This window comes from Paenibacillus sp. PAMC21692 (assembly GCF_014303795.1).
Classification (GTDB): domain Bacteria; phylum Bacillota; class Bacilli; order Paenibacillales; family Paenibacillaceae; genus Pristimantibacillus; species Pristimantibacillus agaridevorans.
In genome coordinates this window covers 5,149,158-5,167,032 of record NZ_CP060293.1, presented here as the reverse complement: position 1 = coordinate 5,167,032, position 17,875 = coordinate 5,149,158, and the positions used below count along the sequence as shown (strand labels likewise).

16 protein-coding genes are annotated in these 17,875 nt (G+C 50.0%); 11 read left to right on the top strand and 5 right to left on the bottom strand.

Annotated elements, in window-relative coordinates; genetic code table 11:
- Positions 1-74 precede the first annotated feature (74 nt).
- Positions 75-512 carry a MerR family transcriptional regulator gene (locus H7F31_RS20740; RefSeq protein WP_187100338.1) on the top strand — a complete coding sequence of 146 codons (438 nt, stop codon included), beginning with the start codon at positions 75-77 and terminating at the stop codon, positions 510-512.
- The gene (locus tag H7F31_RS20735) at positions 509-1,117 is read left to right on the top strand and encodes a TVP38/TMEM64 family protein (RefSeq protein WP_187100337.1); all 609 of its coding nucleotides are present in this window, start codon (positions 509-511) and stop codon (positions 1,115-1,117) included. Before H7F31_RS20740 ends, H7F31_RS20735 begins: the two co-directional genes overlap by 4 nt.
- Positions 1,118-1,303: 186 nt before the next feature.
- On the opposite strand, the gene H7F31_RS20730 is transcribed toward H7F31_RS20735, so the two are convergent.
- Positions 1,304-2,413, bottom strand: a complete 1,110-nt coding sequence (locus tag H7F31_RS20730; RefSeq protein ID WP_261800083.1) for an AbrB family transcriptional regulator — start codon at positions 2,411-2,413, stop codon at positions 1,304-1,306.
- 83 nt (positions 2,414-2,496) lie between these two features.
- Complete coding sequence (locus H7F31_RS20725) at positions 2,497-3,354, bottom strand: helix-turn-helix transcriptional regulator (RefSeq protein ID WP_187100335.1); 858 nt, start codon at positions 3,352-3,354, stop codon at positions 2,497-2,499.
- 242 nt (positions 3,355-3,596) lie between these two features.
- On the opposite strand from H7F31_RS20725, the gene H7F31_RS20720 reads away from it, so the two are divergent.
- The 3 genes from H7F31_RS20720 to H7F31_RS20710 are packed head-to-tail and all read left to right on the top strand — an operon-like array spanning position 3,597 to position 6,825.
- Complete coding sequence (locus H7F31_RS20720; RefSeq protein WP_187100334.1) at positions 3,597-4,364, top strand: SDR family NAD(P)-dependent oxidoreductase; 768 nt, start codon at positions 3,597-3,599, stop codon at positions 4,362-4,364.
- Between the two features lie 50 nt (positions 4,365-4,414).
- The gene (locus H7F31_RS20715; RefSeq protein WP_187100333.1) at positions 4,415-5,512 is read left to right on the top strand and encodes a mandelate racemase/muconate lactonizing enzyme family protein; all 1,098 of its coding nucleotides are present in this window, start codon (positions 4,415-4,417) and stop codon (positions 5,510-5,512) included.
- A gap of 5 nt (positions 5,513-5,517) precedes the next feature.
- Positions 5,518-6,825: an alpha-L-fucosidase gene (locus H7F31_RS20710; protein ID WP_261800082.1), complete on the top strand. Its 1,308-nt coding sequence runs from the start codon at positions 5,518-5,520 to the stop codon at positions 6,823-6,825.
- 115 nt (positions 6,826-6,940) lie between these two features.
- On the opposite strand, the gene H7F31_RS20705 is transcribed toward H7F31_RS20710, so the two are convergent.
- Together H7F31_RS20705 and H7F31_RS20700 are read right to left on the bottom strand one after the other, a co-directional pair.
- The gene (locus tag H7F31_RS20705; protein WP_187100331.1) at positions 6,941-7,513 is read right to left on the bottom strand and encodes a TetR/AcrR family transcriptional regulator; all 573 of its coding nucleotides are present in this window, start codon (positions 7,511-7,513) and stop codon (positions 6,941-6,943) included.
- A 60-nt stretch (positions 7,514-7,573) separates the two neighbouring features.
- The gene (locus H7F31_RS20700) at positions 7,574-9,055 is read right to left on the bottom strand and encodes a cellulase family glycosylhydrolase (RefSeq protein ID WP_261800543.1); all 1,482 of its coding nucleotides are present in this window, start codon (positions 9,053-9,055) and stop codon (positions 7,574-7,576) included.
- Between the two features lie 177 nt (positions 9,056-9,232).
- Here H7F31_RS20700 and H7F31_RS20695 point away from each other — a divergent pair, with 177 nt between their 5' ends.
- Positions 9,233-9,541 (top strand): hypothetical protein, encoded by a 309-nt coding sequence (locus tag H7F31_RS20695; RefSeq protein WP_187100329.1) that lies wholly within the window; start codon positions 9,233-9,235, stop codon positions 9,539-9,541.
- Between the two features lie 74 nt (positions 9,542-9,615).
- Here H7F31_RS20695 and H7F31_RS20690 read toward each other — a convergent pair whose 3' ends face one another.
- Positions 9,616-11,535, bottom strand: a complete 1,920-nt coding sequence (locus H7F31_RS20690) for a DUF5696 domain-containing protein (RefSeq protein ID WP_187100328.1) — start codon at positions 11,533-11,535, stop codon at positions 9,616-9,618.
- Positions 11,536-11,857: 322 nt separating this feature from the next.
- Here H7F31_RS20690 and H7F31_RS20685 point away from each other — a divergent pair, with 322 nt between their 5' ends.
- Genes H7F31_RS20685 through H7F31_RS20665 form a run of 5 tightly spaced genes read left to right on the top strand, consistent with a single transcriptional unit; the run spans position 11,858 to position 17,780 of the window.
- Positions 11,858-13,993 carry an alpha-amylase family protein gene (locus H7F31_RS20685; protein ID WP_187100327.1) on the top strand — a complete coding sequence of 712 codons (2,136 nt, stop codon included), beginning with the start codon at positions 11,858-11,860 and terminating at the stop codon, positions 13,991-13,993.
- A gap of 17 nt (positions 13,994-14,010) precedes the next feature.
- On the top strand, positions 14,011-14,865 hold the full coding sequence (locus tag H7F31_RS20680) for a DMT family transporter (RefSeq protein ID WP_187100326.1): 855 nt from the start codon (positions 14,011-14,013) through the stop codon (positions 14,863-14,865).
- A gap of 23 nt (positions 14,866-14,888) precedes the next feature.
- On the top strand, positions 14,889-15,719 hold the full coding sequence (locus tag H7F31_RS20675; protein WP_187100325.1) for an alkaline phosphatase family protein: 831 nt from the start codon (positions 14,889-14,891) through the stop codon (positions 15,717-15,719).
- Positions 15,720-15,721: 2 nt separating this feature from the next.
- Positions 15,722-16,723 carry a metallophosphoesterase family protein gene (locus tag H7F31_RS20670; protein ID WP_261800542.1) on the top strand — a complete coding sequence of 334 codons (1,002 nt, stop codon included), beginning with the start codon at positions 15,722-15,724 and terminating at the stop codon, positions 16,721-16,723.
- 4 nt (positions 16,724-16,727) lie between these two features.
- Entirely contained in the window at positions 16,728-17,780 is a 1,053-nt protein-coding gene (locus H7F31_RS20665) for a metallophosphoesterase family protein (RefSeq protein WP_187100323.1), read from the top strand.
- Positions 17,781-17,875 lie beyond the last annotated feature (95 nt).

The following is a 17,875-nucleotide window of genomic DNA, read 5'->3' as shown; positions in this document are numbered from 1 at the left end:
TCAACTCCTTGACCCTGACACTTGCGTTAAGGTTTATAATAGAAGGATAATGGTCGAAGAAGGGAGGACTCCCGATGAAGATCGGACAATTAGCGGAATTGACCGGAAGCAGCCTGCGTTCGCTCAGATATTACGAACAGAAGGGACTTTTGTCGCCGCTGCGCCAAGACAACGGCTATCGCGAATATTCGCCGCTTGCCGTTCAACAAGTTCAAACGATACGATTTTATTTGAATCTGGGGCTCACTACGGATCAAATCGCGAGCTTCCTCCATTGCGTCATCCGAAATAAAGAATCGTTCTGCGAGGAAGTGCTGCCCATCTATCAGCAGAAGTTGGAAGAAATCGACGAGCAAATTCGCAGTTTGAACGGCATCCGGAACAATTTGATCGATCGAATCCATTCCATCAACCACGAAAGAGTGGCTGCTGGAAGCGCGCTTTCTGTCAGCGAAAGCCTAAGAACCATTAACGATCAGGCCAAACCAAATGCAGAAGGAAGAGATACATGATCAAAAAAAGTCTGGTCATTGCTGCTTATGCGGCTTCCGTCGCCCTATTGCTGCTTTATCGGGAGCCGATCATGCAGTGGCTGCAAGAGGATAGCGCGTCCCATCACATCCTTCTCATCGGGGCGGCGATTTTATTCGGTCTTGTTCCAATCGTTCCATACGGCATCGTAGCAGGCATCATCGGAGCTAAGTACGGCCCCTATTGGGGAGGAATCGCGAACGCTCTTTCATCGACCGCGGCTGCCGCCATCATGTTCTATCTCGTGCGGTTTGCCTTCCATGAGCAAGGCAGCCGGCTGCTATCCAAGAACCCTACGATAGGCAAGTTCACTGTCCAAGTGGAACGCAATGCGTTTATCGCCGTCTTGTTCGCCAGGCTGCTTCCGTTCGTTCCCGCAATCGTCGTCAACGTCTACGCGGCTCTCAGCCGGATGCCGTTCCGAATTTTCGCGGTCGCAACGCTGATCGGAAAGCTGCCTACCATGTTCGTTTTTGCCCTGGTTGGAGATCAATGGATGTCCAGCATCGGCGGGGCGATTCGGGTTATTGTCCTTTATATGCTTTTTTTGCTCGTCATCCTGGCAGCATATCGACGATTTCGCTAGTATTATAGCCATAATGTCTGCCGCAACGGTGACAAACGACGACGGTTTGCTCTCCGGAAAACCGAGGTAAGTCAAATAAGCCTTCTTCCACGAGCTCGAGGCGTAAGATACGACACGATCATCATAACGTTTAATACCAAAAACTCGTCTCCGCGTTGGAGACGAGTTTTTTGGGCTTTTGACGGATCATGAGCCGGCACGAGACTGACGGTTTTTGTTCTGCAGTCTGTCCACAACGAGCTTGAGCAGCGGGATCACGACAAAAAACATGAACAGCAGCCGGAATAATTGATAAACGACGACGATGGAGACGTCCGCCTCGGTCTCGTGAGCAATGATGCTCATCTGGTCCATGCCGCCCGGAGCCAGACTTAACAGAGCTGTCAGAAGCGACATGGATTCGTCCGCCGACAAGATTAAGCTTTGCAAGTAAGTCCCCAATATAAGCAGCAGACTGGAAGCAAGCGCTAAAGCCAGCGTCTTGAACCGGTTCGTAAACTCCGCTGGCTTAAAGAGCAAACCCAGAAAGGCGCCGATGCAGATTTGAGCCGCAATCAGTACGATAGGCGGCAGCTCGGGACCTGACAAACCGAGAATTTGAAGCAATGCGGTGCCGAACAGCGGTCCAAGAAGCGGAGCCGTAGGCAGCTTCAGCTTCCCTGCCCCCCATGCGAATAGAACGCAAACAAGGGCAAAAAGGGCAGCATTTATAAGAATGCTCTGACCAGCGGCTGTCGTTGCTCCCATTTCGCCTGCAAGCGGCGCAAGCGTGTTGCTATGTTTTGCGCCGACAATGGGACTGAATAATAATAACGGAACCATGACGATAATCGTCATCAGCCGCATGACCTGCATGACCGTAACGATCGTCACATTGACGCCTTTTGTCTCCTGAGCCAATAAAACGACCTGGCTTAAGCCCCCGGGTACCGTGCCCATGAGCATGGTCAGGAAATCGCCGCCCGTTAGACGGGTTAGAATCGCTGCCAGCGCTACGCTAAACACCACAAGAATGACCGTCATCAGCAGCATTTTGGGCAAATGGCGAGAAATTTCGTGCAGGACCGTTGCCGTAAAGGAAAGTCCCATCGTATAAGCAATAATCATCATGCCCGCGTTCTGCAGGGATTTGTTCCATGCGAACCGATTTTTAAAGCGGGTCGATCCCAGTAACACGAACGTCATGGGACCCAATATCCACGGCAGGGGAATATGCAGGAAATAGAAGACGCATCCTCCCGCAATAGAAGTTATTAATGTGATAAACAAACGATGTTGTGCTCGAAGCCATCTCATATCGCCAATCATCCTCTAAGTAGTCGAATCGTTTAGTACTGAACTATTATCATACATGATAATAGCAGGACGATAAACCCGTTTTACCGATTTAACCGAAATTGTCGGGGACTAGCACCGTATGCGGCGGTGAAATGTCTTGTAAAGGGGTGAATGGAAGGATACCCCAATCGATCCGCGATGGCGGTAACCGTCAACTCGCTCTCTTGCAACAGGTTGGCTGCGCGCCTCATCAGCAGCTTATGCTGGTAAGCCTTCGGCGCCATGCCGGTCTCGCGCAGAAACAGCGCATGGAAGTAAGAGCGTTTCATCCCGCAGGAAGCTGCCCATGCGTCGATCGAAGCACGATCTTCTGGATTCTCGTTCAAGTAGGCAAGGAGTCGTACGATACGGTAATCGGAAGGCTGACGCGAGTGGACCGCATTGTACCAACCCAGCAGCCAGCTCCGCATCAAGCCGCTCACCAACTCATCTCTATAATAAAGAGTATCGTGGAACAATCGGGTTAGTTGAACGATGGATTCATATAACCAGGGGTATGACTGCAGGGAAAACACGCTGGGCAAGGAGTCCAAATCGGCGCAAGTCGGCATGGCAGCCTGCCGATTTGTTTCGAAGGAGAAAGGGGCAGGCGCATAAATGAATGCCCGGTTTCCCGAAAGCGGATGCTCTTTGTCCCACAAATCGCAATAGATATTGTAAGAAGAGAGAGGATGTTTCGCATCGATATGAAAAGCGTGCGGTTGGTTCGGCCTTAAAAAAACCAACGTTTTTGGACCGATGGGATGTTTTATGCCGTCGATCTCCATTTCTCCAGGACCATCGTTAAACAAGTGAAACGCAAACACATTGCATACCCGCAGCTTCTCCTCGTAACCCCCATCATATAGATAGGGCAATGCATCTCCAACGTAAGGTTCGAACTCGTGCAGCCGTTTCATGCATGCTCATCCCTTTGCAACTATTATTTCAATCTCGTAGTGAAAGCTTACCTTATTCCATTTCATTTTTGAAGCAATATTAATCGGAGTTACCGGATTATTTATCAAATGATTGGAGGAGCAGATAAATACAGTTATTCATTGTCATGTTACGATGTTAGAAGAATTCGAACTCAATCAACCAGGAATCAATAACGGATTAATATGCAAATAGACGAAAGTTGAAAGGGGGTAGTCCGTCTATGCTCGCTAACAATAAGGTTTGTCTCATCACAGGAGGCGGATCCGGTATCGGCGAAGTAACGGCGATCAGATTAGCGGAAGAGGGCGCGACGGTCATTGTCGCGGATATGGACGGGGAGAGCGGCGAGCGGGTCGCGCAAGCTATTGCGGGAAAAACCGGTCGTTCACCCGCTGTTTCGATTCGAACCGATGTAGCGGACGAAGGGGAGGTTCGGCACTTAGCTGGCACGATTCGCGATCGATACGGCAGGTTGGACGTTCTGATCAACAACGCGGCCACGATTTTGCCCAAGCCGCTGGAAGATGTAAAGGAGACGGAGTGGCAGCGGGTTATCGATATTAACATGAAAAGCGTTTATTTATTGATCAAACATACCATCCCGTTGCTGCGTGAATCCAAAGGTAGCATCGTCAATATGGCTTCTTTAAACGGATTAGTCGGGCAGAAGCAGAATGCGGTATATGCCTCTACAAAAGGCGCGATCGTCGCCATGACCAAGTCGCTCGCGCTGGACTACGCCTCCGACGGAGTGCGCGTCAATTGCATCTGCCCCGCCGGCGTATCAACGCCGTTGTTGGAAAAATGGATCGAGGAACAGGATGATCCCGCCAAGACGCGGATCATTTTAAACGACATGCATCCGCTGGGCCGGCCGGCGACGCCGGAAGAAGTCGCGGACGCCGCGATCTTTTTCGCCAGCGATTTGTCCCGATTCGTGACCGGCGTTGCTTTGCCGGTAGACGGAGGAGCATCGTTAGGCTATTAAAGGGTTGTTTTACGCATATTCGATTACGACACTTCAAGGAGGAATTTTTTATGAAAATCACGAAAGCGGAAAGCTTTATTTTGCATGTTCCGATTATGCCGCCCATTACGGACGCAATTAACGTGGCTACTCATTGGGGCGTGACGGGAGTGCGCATCGAGACCGATGAAGGCGTGACGGGGTATGGCTACACGGGAACATGCGCAAAAGGCGACGAAATGATTGCCGATACAATTGACCGTTATTACGCTCCGGCGCTCATCGGCAAGGATCCCTTTATGGTGAAGCAGCTTTGGGACGAAATGCGATTTGGACCCATGCACTGGATCGGCCGTTCCGGCGTGACTCATATGGCGCTGGCGGCAGTGGACATCGCGTTGTGGGACATCATGTCCAAGGCGTCGGAAAAGCCGCTATGGAAATATTTGGGTGGCCATAAGCCGGAAGGGATCAAAGCTTACAACACCAACGGCGGTTGGTTGAATTGGAGCAAGGAGCGGCTTGTGGAGGATATGACCTCTATTCTCGAGCAAGGTTTCTCCGCCGTTAAGATGAAGGTCGGCAAGCCGGATCCAAGGGAAGATTACGAGCGGGTAGAGGCGGTCCGGAAAGCTATTGGCGATAAAGCCGGCCTTATGATCGACGTGAACCAGCAATGGAACATCACGACAGCCATGACCTGGGGCAAAAAGTTGGAGCAATTCGATCTCATTTGGCTGGAGGAGCCGTTAAATCCCGATGATATTTCCGGTCACAAGAAGCTGGCGGATGAATTGAACGTACCAATCGCCCTCGGCGAGCATGTCTATAACAAATACGCGTTCCGCGACTACATCGCGTCGGGCGCTGTAGAGTACGTTCAAGTCGATGTTACCCGCGTCGCAGGCGTAACGGAGTGGCTGCAGGTGGCTGGTCTTGCCGCGGCCTACGACATTCCGGTATGCCCTCATGTCGGCGACATGGGGCAGATCCATCAGCATCTTGTGGCTGCAACGCCGGGGGCCGTCATGCTGGAGTATATTCCGTGGATCCGGCATATTTTCGAGGAGCCCGCAACCGTCAAGGACGGCTTTTATGTGCTGCCGCAGCTGCCAGGAGCTTCGACGACGATCCTTCCTCGTTATTTTGACGAGTATCGAGTGAAGTAACAAGATTGCGGCACGACGATAAAATTCCAAAGGAGAACGAATCGATGAAAGCTTTACATCCGGAAGCGCAATGGTTCGACGAAGCGAGATTTGGTATTTTTCTTCATTGGGGACCTTATTCGGTCCGGGGCATCGAGGCTTCCTGGCCGTTAATGTCCCATAGCAGCCAACATATGAAGGTGGAGGACTATGAAAATTTGGCGGATGAATTTAATCCGCAGTCCTACGATCCCAAGGAATGGGCTCGAATGGCCAAGGAAGCAGGGGCGAGTTATATCGTCCTGACGGCCAAACACCATGACGGCTTCTGTCTGTTCGATACCGCCACTACCGACTATAACGCCGTGAAGCGAGGACCGGGCCGGGATCTGATTGCTCCGTTCGTAGAGGCCGCGCGAGAAGAAGGACTTAAAGTAGGACTCTACTTTACGACGATCGACTGGCATGATCCGGACTTCGCCACGATTCCGATTGCGGCGGGCATACAATCTCCAAAACCGAATACTTATGACCCGGATAGGTGGTGGAATTTCCATCAACGTTTCGTCGAACAACTCCGGGAGCTGCTCACGGGTTATGGCCGGATCGATCTGATCTGGTTCGACGTTCCCGGCTTCGGCGCGGATCGCTGGCGGAGCAGCGAGGTAAAGACGATGATGCTAAATCTTCAGCCACATCTGATCATTAATGATCGTCTCCCCGGTGCGGGAGACTACGAGACGCCGGAGCAATTTGTACCGCATCATCCGCCGGAAGAATGGTGGGAAACCTGCATGACGATGAACCATCAATGGGCTTATCATCCCGATGCATCCACTTATAAAAGCGAGATTACGTTGCTGGGCACTTTGCTGGAGGTTGCGACGAAAGGCGGAAATCTGCTCTTGAACGTTGGGCCTCGTCCAGACGGAACATGGCCGGAAGAAGCGAGGGCACGCCTGATTGCAATCGGAAGATGGTTGTCTCGCTGGGGCGAAAGCATCTACGGGACGAAGCGAGCGCCAAAACACTATCCTCCCGTGTTCTACGGACCCATGACGACGAAGGACAACATCATCTATCTGCATGTCCGAGACTTGCCACGATCTCCAATCGAACTTCGCGAAATCGGCGGGGAAGTCAGGAGCGTGCATCTTGTTGGCTCCGGTCAGCCGCTGCCGTATCGAACAGAGCGAACGCACGGTTTCTCCGGCGGCGTGGACGGCGACTACTACGTCAGCAGATTGCGGATCGAGCTCGATCCGGCTGACTGCGATGATTGGAATACGGTCGTCGCGGTCGAATATGACGGCAAACCGGTGTGGCCGGGGTGAAAAAAGGGGATTAACAATGAATAGCGGCATAGGCCTTCCACAACTTGGGAAGGCCTTTGCAGTAACATATGAAAGAAAATCACGGTTCGATTATAAGGCTGTAAGCATAATGCCTTTAAGTTTTCTTCAGCAGAGCTGGAAGCACGAAGGCGTTAATCGTTTCGTGCAACTCTTCGACCGTTCCCTTACCGTGATGATGGATAACGTACAAGCTTGCGCTTTGGATCATGCCGATCAGGCCGGCCGCCGCCAATTCGCAATGCATTTCGTTTAGGGCGCCGTCCGCTTGTCCGTAGCGCAGAACGTCCGCCACGAAAGCGATATACTTGTTTTTAAGCGCCACGATCCGCTCCAAAATATCCGGCTCGATTCCGTTTGTGATTTCGTTGGAAATAATATGAACAAGTTCTCCGTAATGCAGGAACAGCTCGATGTGTTTGCTTACGATTGTTCGAATTTGCCAATCCGGGTCCTCGTTTTGCCGCAGCACTTCCTCGATCTTGTCCATCAGCATTTGAATGCCGTCCGTCACGATCCTCTCAAAGAGTTCGCCCTTGCCCGAGAAATGATAATAAAGCGTGCCTTTGGCCACGTTGGCTTCTTTGGCAATGTCGTCCATATTTGTCCTGTAATAACCTTGCTCGGAAAAAAGCTTGATCGCGGCATCGATAATTTTATTTTTGCTCACCGTACTATCGGTCCTTTCCTACAACTCGATCTTCCGTAAAGTATACCACATCCTCAGGAATTAACCGATCTGCAGAGATCTTTTGCCTCCTCCAGATGACGAAATGCTCAGATATCCCGCTTTCGTTCCTTCCAGGCCAGACCATTCAAATCCTCTTTCGGAAGAAGTTAGCGACATCGAACCTGACCGCATGACTTCGATATCGGGAAAGTAGATTCTCGTCGGAGCGTCGATACTGCCGTCCTCGTCCCATTTCATCTCGAAGAAGCTGCTGCTTCTTTCGTAATGATAGCTTAAAATAGTTCCGGCCACCTCTGACGGAATACCCCTGCACACTCCGTTAAAGGAGCTGAATTGATCCATATCAGGATACAAATAACACCAGTAAACGTCACCGCATAACATCCGTTCGAAGTTTTTCTGTACGTCGAGACACGCTTGCTCCGCTAGCCGGGATTCTCCGTAGGCTCCCCATTCTCCGATCAGCATTGGCATATCCAGTCTGTCGTGGGTTTGCACATGATTGTCAAAAATAAAGTCGATGCGGCGGCTATCCGCGGCATGCACGAATTCGGAATCGGTTACCAGGTCGTAGCCGTGAGGCGCGTATGCCTGCTGCGCGTCGCGTTGCCCTTGCGCGTCCTTGATTGGCTGGATCGAGCTGGCAACGCCAAGGTTGGAAAAGTAATTCGTTTCGAGAAACAAAATCCGCTCCGGATCGACTTCGCGGATGGCCTGGCCGATCTTCTGGAAGAAAGGGGATAACACGGTTCTTTCGAAAACGTCCTGCGCTGGAGCAGTCGCTTGCATGACATAACGATATGCGTCGACGGAATTCAGCATTTCGAGCGCTTGCAGCTTTTTCCCGTGATCGGTCCAAATGTCGAGCAGCTCCTCCATGTCGGGAGGCTGACCTGTTTGTTCCGCCACCAATTCTCCGTAAGCGGTAAACATGCTCCCAACCATCTCATCAACTTTGGAGCCGATAAAAGGTTCGTTCATCATATCGTATCCGATCAGGTTAGGCTCATCGCGCAGCCGCTCTGCAACAAAACGCCAAGCCGCAGCATAGTGATCCTGCAGGCCGATGCCGTCGGACGCGGGAGTGTTGCTCCAGAAATGGTCGAACGCGGTTTGCACCGCCCGGTCGAATAAGTAAGCGTCGCTCCACAGATCTGTCTTTACGTATACATGTTCGTCGATCAGAGTAGCCCAGGCGGGAGCGCCGTCTGCGTACAACGAGCTGTACAAATCCTGATGCATATCCAGAAAGACGTACAAACCGTAACGATCCGCCATTCGGATCATCCCCCGAACGTTTTCAATGTATGGGCCGTCGAACCGTCCCGGTTGAGGCTCGATTCCGTCCCATATGATGCCTAGTCGGATGACGTTAAATCCCCATTGCTTTAATTTCAGAAAATCTTTTTCTGTCCAATTATCGAGATAACCTTTCTCTTTATCCTTGCAAACCATGCTAATGCCGTGAAGAATGACTTGACGTCCTTGAGCGTCGATAAACCTGGAACCACTAGTTGTCATGTTTTTCAAAGGGCAGTCTCCTTTTAGTGAAATTGTACTGACTAGTCAGTCTAAATATATGTCGGATAAGGGAGGACTGTCAATTCGTAATTTTTTTGCTTACCCTATTGACATGGCAGGCAGTTAACCCTAATATTGAACTGACTAGTCAGTACAATAAAAATCGAGGGTGATAAAATGAGTATTGCTAATGATGCCAAAGTGACGTTCGATCCGGAGATCGGGCGACGCGGAGAGAGGGTTAGGCTGCAGATCGAGTATGGCGATGCCGGCAACAGCGGCGAGGCGTTGGAGAGATCGATCATGCGAATATCGGATTATGGTATATACGACGCGATGAAGCGGGAAGGCGACCGCTCGTTCTCATGGTCGTATGTCATCCCTTGGGAAGCGCCTCCGGGAGTGTACGACATCGAAATGTATGCAATTGACACGCAAGGCAACAAAGGACCGATTACAACCGCTCATTATCAGATTAAAGCTTAAAACAACGAAGAAGGCTGTCCCTGGTGTAGAGTTCTCTACTATGGGGACAGCTTTCCGCGTTATCCGCATCCTTATTACAAATGAACGTCTGCCTCCGAAATGAGTTCACCGTCCGCCATTTGGATCGTATAACGGTCACCGTCCAAATCGACCTCGATGATCGTACCGTCTGCAAACGTAGTGCGTTGCTGGCGCCAGCTTCCGTCCATAAATTCGTGGTTTGTCATTTCAAGCGATCCTATTAGCTGATGGAGTCGGGCCATTGTTTTGACGATCGGAATTTCGTTGTCCGAAGGCTGGATGGGCAAATAAGGAACGCCGGCATTCAACAGCCCATGAAGCAGGCCGAGATCCGTCTCCGGAATTCCCCAGGCTCCTCTATCCAAGGACCACGGCACGACGATCGCGTCATGATAAACAAGGGAGAATAATGGCGTAGGAATGCCGATAGCCGGGCCTTCTCCGGGACCGGGATAGAGGGCATACGGAGCATGATGGACCAAATCCAGATAAGGCACGGCCCAATCGGTTGGTTCCTCCGAACTGATGATCATCCCTCTGGAACGGATCTCTTCGAAGCAGGAGGCACGGTAAGCCATGCACTCCGTTCTTGTCATCCGATGTCTCGGATCATAACATTCGTCGCCAGGTACAACGGCGAACACATCGATATAAACCCCATCCGGATATAGGCCGTTTTCATTAAGTTTATCGTGATTGCGTTCTAAATAACCTTTCGACAACGTTGTGCAAAGCCAGCTGTGAGCTCCTCCTGCCCAATAATCGCAAAATTCCTGTTCGCCGTTCCGATGCTTGATTGTCAGCTCGGGATTGTAAGTATCGGCATCGTGATAGAAGTCCCGATAATTGTCGTGCAGCGCCAATAAAATATGTTCATCCCTGCACACCTTTTGGAGTTTCCGCATGCCTTCCCAGCCTCCGCCTTTCGGGCTTGGAGGAAGCACGTCGGGATGGAGATTGTCGTAGCCGTTGCGTCCCCATCCATCTATGTGGACATAGAGCTTCCCCGCATATTTTTGCTGGAGCGCCGCGAGCTGCAAGGCTCTCTCCTCGAAGGGAACGGCAAAATCGTTATTCTCGGGATGCTCCTTATCAAAGTAATAAGATTCCGGCGCTATGCGAGTATGTACACTGGTATGGACGACGGCCGAGCCAATTAATTCAGACAGCTTTGGATTTCGAAGCTGTTTTTCCGCCAACGTGCGTAATTTTCCCAAACTTCGTACATATCGACGATACATTTTGGCCATGCCGACATAGTTCAAATCCTTAGCAAATCGGACACGCAGCTTCCGGCTATAGTCAAAACGTTCTAGCGAATGAATCCATACGACCTCCGCATGGGTGTGAACCAGGGGGAGATGCTCCACGGAGAGGCGCGCATCGTTAGGCGTGTCGATGATGGCCAAATATCCGTTTCCTTCTTTGACCTGTCCCCACCAAGGCATATAGGCATCCCTATCGAACATCATCCCTTTATGGTATCGCCGAATCGGCTTCTGCCAATTTGCCGGAATCAGGTAGCCTTGCATAGCGGGTACGACCGTATAGTCGGTCTCCCGATCGCCGGAAAAGGCAAATGATCCCGGCCAAATGACTTCGGAGACCTCATTTTCCGTTCCGCAGCTGATCCCATGGACTTCAAAAACGAGTTCGCCGCTGTGGGTGTTTAGCAGGACGGTAACATCTGCTTGAACTCCGATAATTTTGCCGTTGCTGGAAAATGGGCCAAGATGAATACGGACGCCTTGAAGGAAACCCGAGTCGATAGGGGAAAACTGTTTGTTCTCAGCTTGATTAAGTGAAATCCAAACCCGAGCGGAATGTTCGAATCCGACGGCGAAGCTCGCCGCCCCGGAAACGGTTTCCCAAGCGACATTATCCTTCTCGACGCGTACGCTTAAACTTTCCTTGTCCAGAAAAATTTTTGTGCCGCCGTTTTCTAATAAGATAACGTTATCATTTTCTTGCATGGTCCCAATGATCATCCTCTCTGACCTAATCGTTAAGCATTGTACGTCGGAATGGTCCCTCCGTACAATCCTCCTGTTTTTCAATCTAGCATGCAACGGACCGCTCAACAATTTGCTGTTTTTAAGATCGTTACGAAAGCGAGGGGTAATAGTCGTTCGAATAAAGATATGACTGACATATGAAAAACTGAATATACCGTCCATGCTTTTTCGGGTATCAGATTAAATTATGACTGTTGCCTCCAGATCCGATCATGCTTAGCATAGCAGTGTAGAGATAATTATCCGTGCGCAACTAATAATCTTTTATGGAGGTCACTTGATGAAATCGATATCTAGAAAGGAACCGCCCGTCGCTCAAGCATCGCACAGGTGGGAAGAAAGCGAGCATTCGCTTCACTACGATTATAACGGCAAACCTTTGCTTTCGATTTTCATTCCGGAGGGGACAAAGCCGTATTATCGTCAAGCTTCTAACGGCAATATACAGAGCAGCCCGTTTGTGCAGCAAATATATGTGGCCTTGGATAAGCCTGCTATGGTCAAAGTCAAAATTCATTTAAGTAAAGATGCGCTCAACATGCGGCCGCAAAGAGCGGTTAAAGACCAAGCGATACTTGGTCAGATCGGCAAACCTTTGCTTAAAGGAGTTAACGGGCTTTACGATGTCATTCAGGACTTATTGATCGATTGGCACAGCGCGGACTGGGCGTGGACAAAATCGCGCCTGGAACAGAGCGAAACAGGGGATTGGCATGCGGAATTGGAAGTTCAGGGAGGTTTACAGCCTTGGTTTGTCAATTTACGGATGCAATATTATCGCCGTCATCTTCAATTTGAACACCATTGTCCATGGCAATGGCGTCCGAATGTGCAGCCGATTACCGGCTGGAGCTCATGGGAAGCGTTTGCACAGCGTGTTACCGGCAAGGATATCGAAACAACTGCGGCGTTCTTGGAAACTCACTTCAAGCCTTATGGGATGAATGTGATCCAGCTTGACGACGGATATCAAACGGAAGACATTCCTCCAACAAAGGACGGAATCGTCGCCGATGCTTGGGTTCAAACGAATAATCGCTTTCCGGAAGGACATGACGGATTAATTTCCAGCATAGAGGGTCGTGGTTTTAGAGCTGGAATATGGTCAAGCGCAATGGTTACGAATCCGGAATTCGTGGAAGCGAACCGCGATTATTTTGAACGCGACTTGAAAGGCGATCCTTTATATGGGCAGTGGATTTTTAACGTCTTAAAAACGGACCCGAATACGTTGGCCGAGCAGGTGGCGCCGCTGTACAGGGAATTAAAGGACAAAGGCTACACTTATTTCAAAACCGATCAAATTCGTCATTTCCTGTACGACGGTCTGCATAAGGCAGTCAATGACGGACTTCTTTCGAATGAGGAGGCATCCGCGAGTTTGCGCAATTATCTCCAATGCGCAAGGGAGCAGATTGGAGACGACTCCTTTTTCCTCGCTTGCTGGGGCGTGTTGACGGAGGCGGCGGGCATCGTCGACGCGTGCAGAATCGCAGGAGATTCGAATCCGAGCTGGTCGGCGATTTGCAAGCAAATGGTTGAAACAGCCCGGTGGTATCATACTCAGCGCATACTGTATCTAAACGATCCCGATTACGTATGCATGCGTACGGAGGAAGCGTGGGGCCAATCGCTGTTGTCGCTCGTTTCGTTAACGGGCGGTCTGTTGATGATCAGCGACAATACAGAGCTCTATGATAAGGACAGAATTCATTCCATTCAGCGTTGCATCCCTGCGCTGGCAACGACGACTGGAGAAACGGGGCCGCTCGACATGACCTTCCCATTGGATTTGTCCCTGCCACAGCGCAGCGATGGCCAAATGGATGATGCGTTCGCCTATGCTCTGCTCGGCTTGAATGCCGAAGCGCAGCAATCGCATGCGACTGCGTCGTTGTGGGCGATTCATTTTGATCTGCCGTTTCGCCGGTGGTGTGTTGCGGGCCGTTTTGCGGTTGTGCCTCTAACGGAAACCGAGCTGGAGCTAGAAGCGTTGGCGTTGGATCCTTTTGACGTTTACCATGCGTTCGATTTTTGGAAACAGCGTTATTTGGGGAAACGGACCAGATCTATCGCGCTAGAAGCATTGGAGCTCGGGCATTGCCAGATCGTCGGTTTGTGCAAAGCAGAAAACCGGCCGCAATTGATCGGTTCCTCCAGACATGTCAGCATGGATGCGGTCAGCGTTGCAGACGAACGCTGGGAGGACGGACGATTGCTTCTCGATTTGCGGGGAGTGCCGGGAACGACAGAGCATTATTGGATTTCGGTTCCTTCCTCGTACGGCTACGAGAATTGCAGCGGTATTGGGCTCGCAATCGCAGTCGAAGACAGCGATTGCGAGGATGGCCGCCTGCTAAAGTTGAGTATTCGGTGGGAAGAAGAACAAGGTAAGGCTGATCTCCGATTTAGTTGATGAAGGAAGGTTAACGTATGTTTTGGATTGCGATGTCGTTGGTCATCATTTCAGGCACAATGAATGCAATATGGAATTTTTTCGCCAAGCGAAGTGAAAGTAAGCAAGCGTATCTCGCACTGATCGTCATGACGGCAAATGTCATTCTGATTCCCATTTTATTGATGGAATTGTTGAGCGAAAGGTATCCGCCGCAAGTCTATTTATTGCTCTTGTTGTCCATGGCGGCACAAGCGGCTTACGCATTTATGTTATCCCAGGTCTATAAGCTGGGCGATTTGTCCCAAGTCTATCCGATTCAGCGTGGAACGGGAGTACTGCTTATTCCTTTAATTAGCGTCATTTTTATGGGCGAGCGACTGTCCATAGGGGGATGGGCGGGAGTTGCCATCATCCTGCTCGGCATATTGGGGTTAAGCGAATGGAATAAACGCTCAAATCCCGGTCAAGCGGTACAGTTAATACCCGTTTTGACCGCGCTAGGGGTAGGGTTATGCACGACATCGTATGTGCTGATCGATAAAATGACACTGCAATACGTAACTCCGCTTACTCTGATAGCGGCTTCCAACATCGGATTTATGCTGGGGAATGTACGAACGATGGTAAACGGAAAAACGTTATTGTCCGAGTGGAGAAAAAATAAAGGAATGATTTTGCTCGGATCGGTGCTGATGCCCGGTTCGTATTTCTTATTCCTGATGGCGATGAACCTGGCCCCGGTATCCCATATCGCTCCGATCAGGGAAATCGGAACGGTTGTCGCTACTTTGTTGGGAATATGGATTCTGAAAGAGAAAAATGGAATCAGAAGATTGATGACTGCAACGGCGATTACGGCAGGCATTATCGTAGTCGGCATAAGCGGATAATGATCAAAAGGGGATGAAAGAAAATGAAGCAAGCAACGAAAAGAGTAGTAATCATCGGTCTTGACGGGGCCGGCAATATGATCGATCAAGCAAACACTCCGAATATCGATAAAGCTTTGCAGGGCGGATTTATTACGTACGAGGCACAAACAGTACTTCCCACTATTAGCGGGGAATGTTGGGGATCCATGTTCCATAGGGTAAAACCGAATTTGCACGGTCTTACCAACGAAAGAGCGGAGCATCGCCAATATCCGATCGATTCGCCGTATCCGTCGTTTATGCGACTTGTAAAGGAAGCGGATCCGTCAGATGTTATCGCCTCGTTTAGCGCGTGGAAGCCGATCAATGACGGCATTATCGAAGCGGGCGTCGCAGACTATGTCTCCAACGTCCATGCGGATAAACATTTGGTTCATGAAGTGGCCGCGTTTTCCGAACAATATTCGGATTTTAAGCTTATGTTTATTCAATTCGACGGGATCGACGGGGCTGGACATTCTTTTGGTTACGGCACGACACTATTTCATGAGGTTATAGAAGAAACAGATGAGTTGATTGGTCAAATTCTCGACATTCTTCAGGCAAAAATTAAGCTGGAAGACACTTTGATCATATTTCTGTCCGATCACGGCGGGGGCGGCGCGGACCCGAACAACCATGGAAGCGATCATCCGAAGGATGTGACGATTTTCTGGGGATGCGCTGGTCCAAACGTCGTGTCGAATGCCGAAGCGGAGCCTGTTGCGATTGAAGATACAGCGGCTGTTGTCGTCCATGCGCTGGGAATCGATCCGCCCGATACATGGTCTGCAAAAGTGCCTGCTGGTTTATTTAAGGAGGACACTCGGTGAACATGACCAAGGTTAACAACGAAATACCGGAATTTTACGAGTACTGGGTTTCGCAGGCCATTAAACGAACGATGAAGGAGCAAAATGAACATACGGTTCGAGTTATTTTCTACACGGATCCGCACCACATGTCCGGAGGCAATCAGCTTCGCTCGGCTGCAGTCATCCGGCAGCTGGCGCAAAACATTCCTGTAGATGCGATCGTATGCGGAGGAGATTTCAGCGAAAACGGCCCGAAGGAGGAGGTTGAACGGTCGCAAATGGAAATCCTTAATGCGCTTCGGGTGCAAGAATGTCCCGTATTTCCGGTAAAAGGCAATCATGACGACAATTCCATTCAGGACTTCCACTTAAAAACGGGCGGCGTAGATCATGTCATTTTTCCGAACCAATCCTACGAGGACTGGCTTAAACCATTGGAGGGCAAAGTAGCCTTCGATAAAGGAAACGAATTCGGCTTATATTACTACTATGACATACCCGGCAAAAAGACGAGAATCGTCATTATAAATAGTATCGATATTCCGTACCAGACTGCGGACAGCGGGGAGCTTAAGCATAACGGACAATGGGAATATGCTTTTTCCGAAAGACAGCTGGATTGGGTTGAACGCAAAGTTTTCGATTTTGGCCGGCAGCCGGGCAGCGATGAATGGAAAGTTTTGTTTTTTTCACACGTCGCGATTATCCAGGACGGCTTGGAAGGCGTTGATCACGACGTAGCTAATGGGGAAGCCATGTGGGATATCATTAGACGAAATCAAAAGCACGTCGCGGCTTGTTTTTTCGGCCATGTCCATTGCGATCAAGTATTGGTGAGAGACGGCATTCCGATGATTTCTACTCTTAATGCGGCCACCTACGGGAGATTAAAAGATATGGCATCCGAAACGGCATTCGATATCGTCAGCTTAAATGAGGCGAAAAATGAACTTTCGATCATCCGCTTCGGAGCAGGCGAGGACAGAATGATCAGCATCAAAAACGATGAAGGAGATGAATGAACGGATGGGAGTGGAAACGTCTGAGCATGGACGGGGCCAAGAGGATCTGGCTGAACCATATCACGAATTACCGGACTTTTATCATCTACCTTTAAGCGAAACGATCGATCGGGCGAAGCAGGCGCAGACGACAGGAAGTGTCGATATCGTGTTTTACACCGATCCCCATCATAAACTGGGAGGCAATCAGCTGCGGACAACGGCTGCGATCAAACTCGCCATTAAAGCGCTCTCTTTGGATTGTATGGTTATCGGGGGGGACATCATGGAGAATGGGCCCAAAAAAGATGTTCTGTTAGCCCAATCGGAGTTGATGGATGCGATCAGAATGCCAGACTGTCCCGCCTTCCCAATGAGAGGTAACCATGATGACAACTCGATTGAGGATTTTCGCCTGAAATTAAAAGGCGCTAACAATGTCATTTTCCCGGTCGAAGCCTACACGGATATTTACCGCAGTTTGGACGGAACCGTTTCATTTGACAAAGGCAACGAATGCGGACTTTATTATTACTACGATATTCCGGAAAAAAAGACGAGAATCGTTATGCTAAACAGCGTCGATATTTTCTACAAAGTAAAAGCGGACGGAATGCTGCAGCAAAACGGACAATGGGAGTACGCCTTCTCAGACAGACAGGTGGATTGGTTCGAGCATAAGGCATTCGATTTTTGCGGCATGCCGGACGGAGAAAGCTGGAAGGTCGTCATTTTCTCGCATTTGCCAATTATTCAGCGAGGGGTTAAGGGATATGTTGACGGAGAAGTCGAAAACGGTGAGAAAATTTGGAAAATAATAAAAACAAATCGCAATCAAGTCGTCGCATGTCTGTTCGGACACGTCCATATCGACCAGGTACTGTACCAAGACGGCATACCGCTGATTTCGACTCTTAACGCGGTTAGCTACCGAAATTATGACGAAAGCCCCGATAGGACGGTTGGTACGACGAGCGAGACGGCGTTCGATATCATCAGTATAGATTGTTCGAAAGGCGAATTGCGAATGACCCGGTTCGGAGCGGGAGAAGACAGGATTGTAATCTTTGAAGTATGATCGGTCCGGCAGCACCGGATCAGAACATAAGGGGCTGTCTCAAAAGTAAGATCGTTCGCTTATGTAATAGCTCACTTGATGAATGAAGCGTCTAA